The sequence below is a fragment of the Chryseobacterium sp. VD8 genome (assembly GCF_037149975.1).
Taxonomy (GTDB): domain Bacteria; phylum Bacteroidota; class Bacteroidia; order Flavobacteriales; family Weeksellaceae; genus Chryseobacterium; species Chryseobacterium indicum.
On record NZ_JBBCQL010000310.1, the window covers coordinates 1 to 4,250 of the forward strand.

General features: G+C 33.0%; 6 protein-coding genes and 1 pseudogene. All 7 read left to right on the plus strand.

Annotated features, from left to right (window positions below; all coding sequences use genetic code 11):
- Positions 1-354: hypothetical protein (locus tag WFK35_RS21095; RefSeq protein WP_336734496.1), on the plus strand; the 354-nt coding region annotated here is incomplete at its 5' end.
- Between the two features lie 9 nt (positions 355-363).
- A complete protein-coding gene (locus tag WFK35_RS21100) occupies positions 364-672 on the plus strand; it encodes a hypothetical protein (RefSeq protein ID WP_336734498.1) in 309 nt (102 codons plus the stop codon).
- 261 nt (positions 673-933) lie between these two features.
- The gene (locus tag WFK35_RS21105) at positions 934-1,347 is read left to right on the plus strand and encodes a PaaI family thioesterase (RefSeq protein WP_336734500.1); all 414 of its coding nucleotides are present in this window, start codon (positions 934-936) and stop codon (positions 1,345-1,347) included.
- Between the two features lie 114 nt (positions 1,348-1,461).
- The gene (pcaF, locus tag WFK35_RS21110) at positions 1,462-2,667 is read left to right on the plus strand and encodes a 3-oxoadipyl-CoA thiolase (protein WP_336734502.1); all 1,206 of its coding nucleotides are present in this window, start codon (positions 1,462-1,464) and stop codon (positions 2,665-2,667) included.
- Between the two features lie 43 nt (positions 2,668-2,710).
- The gene (locus WFK35_RS21115; RefSeq protein ID WP_235132931.1) at positions 2,711-3,217 is read left to right on the plus strand and encodes a hypothetical protein; all 507 of its coding nucleotides are present in this window, start codon (positions 2,711-2,713) and stop codon (positions 3,215-3,217) included.
- Between the two features lie 65 nt (positions 3,218-3,282).
- Positions 3,283-3,876, plus strand: a complete 594-nt coding sequence (locus WFK35_RS21120; protein ID WP_336734504.1) for an acyltransferase — start codon at positions 3,283-3,285, stop codon at positions 3,874-3,876.
- An 81-nt stretch (positions 3,877-3,957) separates the two neighbouring features.
- Positions 3,958-4,250, plus strand: a pseudogene (locus WFK35_RS21125) (transposase); the annotation flags it as partial.

The window sequence follows — 4,250 nt, forward strand, 5'->3', positions numbered from 1 at the left end:
TTAGGAGAGGTCATACTAAGCGAAAAAGATAGTGATGAAAATATTATTACTGAATTAATTTTAGCAACAAATGCTTTTGATTTAATAATGAACTTAGATAATGACTTTTTGCATCATTCTTCGGAGAGTACGGTTTATAGATACAACTATTCAAGAGTGTATGATATGATTGGCTGGGCTTCTGAAAAAGAAGAACAAATTATCGATATCATAGAATTTTATGATTATCTCATTAATAATGAAAACCAAGTTGATATTAAATTGTTTGGAAAAGAATATGATGAGATAATAAATATTTGCAAATCAGTAATGGAAAATGAAAATAAACTTTACCTTACTGCTGACAATTATTAAATAAATTTTATGAATATTGATGACTTCAAAGCTGAACTTGAAACAAGGCTTATCATTGAAAAAGAATACATCATTCAGGAACTTTCTTCGATACATGATTATCAGGAAAAGCTTGAATTATTAGGTAAATTCAATGAAAAATATAAAGAGCTGATTAAAAGATTAGCAAATGAATTTGGAATTGATTTAAATGAACATTTTCAAACAGAAGATCCATCAAATTCCGAAAATCTTTCATATAATCAAATCATTCTTGGAAAAACCATGGCGGTTTACGACAAGCTATCTGATGAATTATATGAAGAAATAACACATTAATCTGAAATTTAAGCCATGTTTAAAAGAATTTTCACAAAAAAGAACTTTTTACGCTCATTCATGAATGCGATTATTTTTGTGGTCGGCTTTTCTCTCATCAAATTTCTTTTTTATTATTTGGGATGGGACAATGAAAAAAAGTATCAATATATATGGTTTTACAGTTTATTTCATCTTTATATTTTTAGCTTTTTTCATTTTGGACGGCAGAGAATACACATGGAAAGATGTGATTAGATTTAAAAATTTAAATAAGAGTAAATGAATCCGAGACAGGTTGCAGAATATATGTTCGATCAGGATTATTTTTCCCAATGGATGAATATAAAACTGATTGAAGTCAAAGAAAATTATTGTTTAATAGAAATGCCCATTAAAAAAGAAATGATTAACGGGCTGAAAACGGTTCACGGAGGCGTTACATTCGCTTTTGCAGATTCTGCACTGGCTTTTTCGTCCAACAATTCCGGTGATGCTGCTGTTGCATTGAATTGCATCATCAATTTTACCAAAGCCGGAAAAGAAGGGGATACTTTCAGAGCAGAAAGTATTTTGGTCAATGAAACCAGAAAAACAGCTGTTTACGATATTAAAATTACCAATCAAAACGAAGAATTGATTGCAAAATTTGTCGGAACAGTTTATAAAATCGGAAAAAAAGTAACAGAATTATAAAATTTGGAAATTTGAGAATGAAGCAATTTGAAAATTATTTTTTAATGCTTTATTTCATTCTCAAATTTCCAAATTAACACATTTCCAAATTAACACATTTTCAAATTAAATAAAATGAACAACGTATACATCATAGATTACATAAGAACTCCCATTTCAAAATTAAGCGGAGGACTTTCTGAAGTAAGAGCCGACGATTTGGCTGCTATTGTTATTAAAGAAATTGTAGCAAGAAACCCTGAAGTTCCTGTTGAGGAAATTGAAGATGTTATTTTCGGATGTGCCAATCAGGCAGGAGAAGATAATAGAAATGTTGCCAGAATGGGGCTTTTATTGGCAGGACTTCCGTATAAAATCGGAGGAGAAACGGTGAATAGATTGTGTGCTTCAGGAATGTCTGCGGTGGCAAATGCTTTCCGTTCAATTTCTGCAGGAGAAGGTGAAATTTATATTGCAGGTGGAGTAGAACACATGACGCGTTCTCCTTATGTAATGTCAAAACCAAGTACAGCTTTCGGAAGAGACAGCCAGATGTTTGACACCACTTTCGGATGGAGATTCATCAACCCGAAAATGAAAGAAATGTACGGCGTTGACGGAATGGGGGAAACTGCAGAAAATTTAGCGGATATCCACAACATCAGTCGTGAAGATCAGGATAAATTTGCCCTTTGGTCTCAGCAGAAAGCTACCAAAGCTCAGGAAAGCGGAAGATTGGCAGAAGAAATTGTAAAAATTGAAATTCCACAGAAAAAAGGCGAACCGAAAATTTTTGATACCGACGAATTTATCAAACCGACTTCTTCAATGGAAGGATTAGGAAAACTTCGTCCGGCTTTCAGAAAAGAAGGAACGGTAACAGCAGGAAATGCATCCGGAATGAATGACGGAGCAGCAGCTTTAATTTTAGCAAGCGAAGAAGCTGTAAAAAAATATGGATTGAAGCCAAAAGCGAAAATCCTAGGATCTTCCGTTGCCGGAGTTGAGCCAAGAATTATGGGTATCGGACCTGTAGAAGCCACTCAAAAACTATTAAAAAGACTGAATCTTTCATTAGACGATATGGATATCATTGAGCTAAATGAGGCATTTGCGGCTCAGGCTTTAGCTGTAACAAGAAGTTTGGGTTTAAAAGATGACGATTCAAGAGTAAATCCAAACGGAGGAGCCATCGCAATCGGTCATCCACTTGGAGTTTCGGGAGCCAGAATCGTTGGTTCTGCGGCAATGGAACTTCAAAAGCAGGATAAGAAATATGCATTGTGTACACTTTGTATTGGCGTAGGACAAGGGTACGCTATGGTCATTGAAAGAGTTTAAATTAATTATTTATATGTACTGATATTTTCTATAAATAATGACTATGAAAGGTCTAGCTGAAAAAGAACGTAAAATATTTAATTATGGAATTATTGTTGGAAAACTTGAAACAATAGCCAGATTCAATGATAAAACCGACCATGCTTATAATTTTGAATTAAGTATTATACCTAAATTAGATACCATTGCGAAAACTATAGAGGATAGAGTTGAAAATATTAGTGAAAGTTATACATTGAAAGAAATAAGTTTAGAGAAAGCATTTAAATTTTTCTTTAAGTTATTACATGATAAATGGTTTTATTGCTATCAGGATAAACGTGACTATTACTTATCTGATGTAGGAAATAATTTTTCTTTATACTTTGATGAGTGGAAAAGAGAATGGATTGAAGATTTTGTTGATCTTTTACTTCAAACAATAGATCCAATACAAATTTATGAAATAGAATATCAAAATTTGAAAAGCTATTATGCATCAGATTATGATGAATTTATTCTTGAGAGTGAAGATGAAATATACTACTTTAAACTTTCAGTTACTGATTAAAATTTATTAAGAAAGCTCAAGTAAAATTATACATCACAAAAATTAATTTTCAAATTAAATAAAAAATGAACGTTTACTCATATCACGGAATTCGACCGATAATAAAACCTTCCGCGTACGTTCACCCGCAAGCGGTGATCATCGGAAATGTGGAAATTGGCGAAGAAGTTTATATTGGACCCAATGCAGTGATTCGTGGTGACTGGGGAAAAATTATAGTAAAAGACGGTGCCAATGTTCAGGAAAATTGTACCCTACACGTTTTTCCGGGAATTGAGACTATACTTGAAGAATCTGCACATATCGGTCATGGAGCGATTATTCACTCCGGACATATCGGCAAAAACTGTCTGGTCGGAATGAATTCTGTCGTTATGGACAAAGCGGTCATCGGAGATGAATGTATCATCGGTGCTTTAGCTTTTGTTCCGGCAAACTTCAGATGTGATGCCAGAAAATTAATTGTCGGAAGTCCTGCAAAAATTATCCGCGATGTTTCTGATGAAATGATTAAATGGAAAACAGAAGGAACAAGATTATATCAGGAACTGGCAAGAGAAGGAAAAGATGCTATTTTGCCTTGTGAACCTTTTACAGAATATGTTAAGCAGATCCCTACAAAAGTTGTGGATTACAGTATTTGGGATGATGTAAAATAATTATCGTCCCTTACTAAACCTCATAGGTTTTCAAAACCTATGAGGTTTGAAAATATAAAACACACAAATGAAGAAAAATAAATGTCAAACACAGAAAATTTTGAATGTGAATATGTATACCATATCTACACTCATGCCAATGGAAAAGATTTAATTTTCAGAGTAGAAGAAAATTACAGATATTTTTTAGATAAGCTTGCAAAGTATATTGTCCCGATAGCTGAAATATATGCATACTGTTTAATGCCGAATCATTTTCATTTAATGTTAAGGTTTAAAAAGCTGGGTGAGATTTTAAATGAAGATGAACATAAATACTTAATGAAGCAGTTTAGTAATCTGTTGAATGCTTACGCAAAAGCTTATAATAAAAG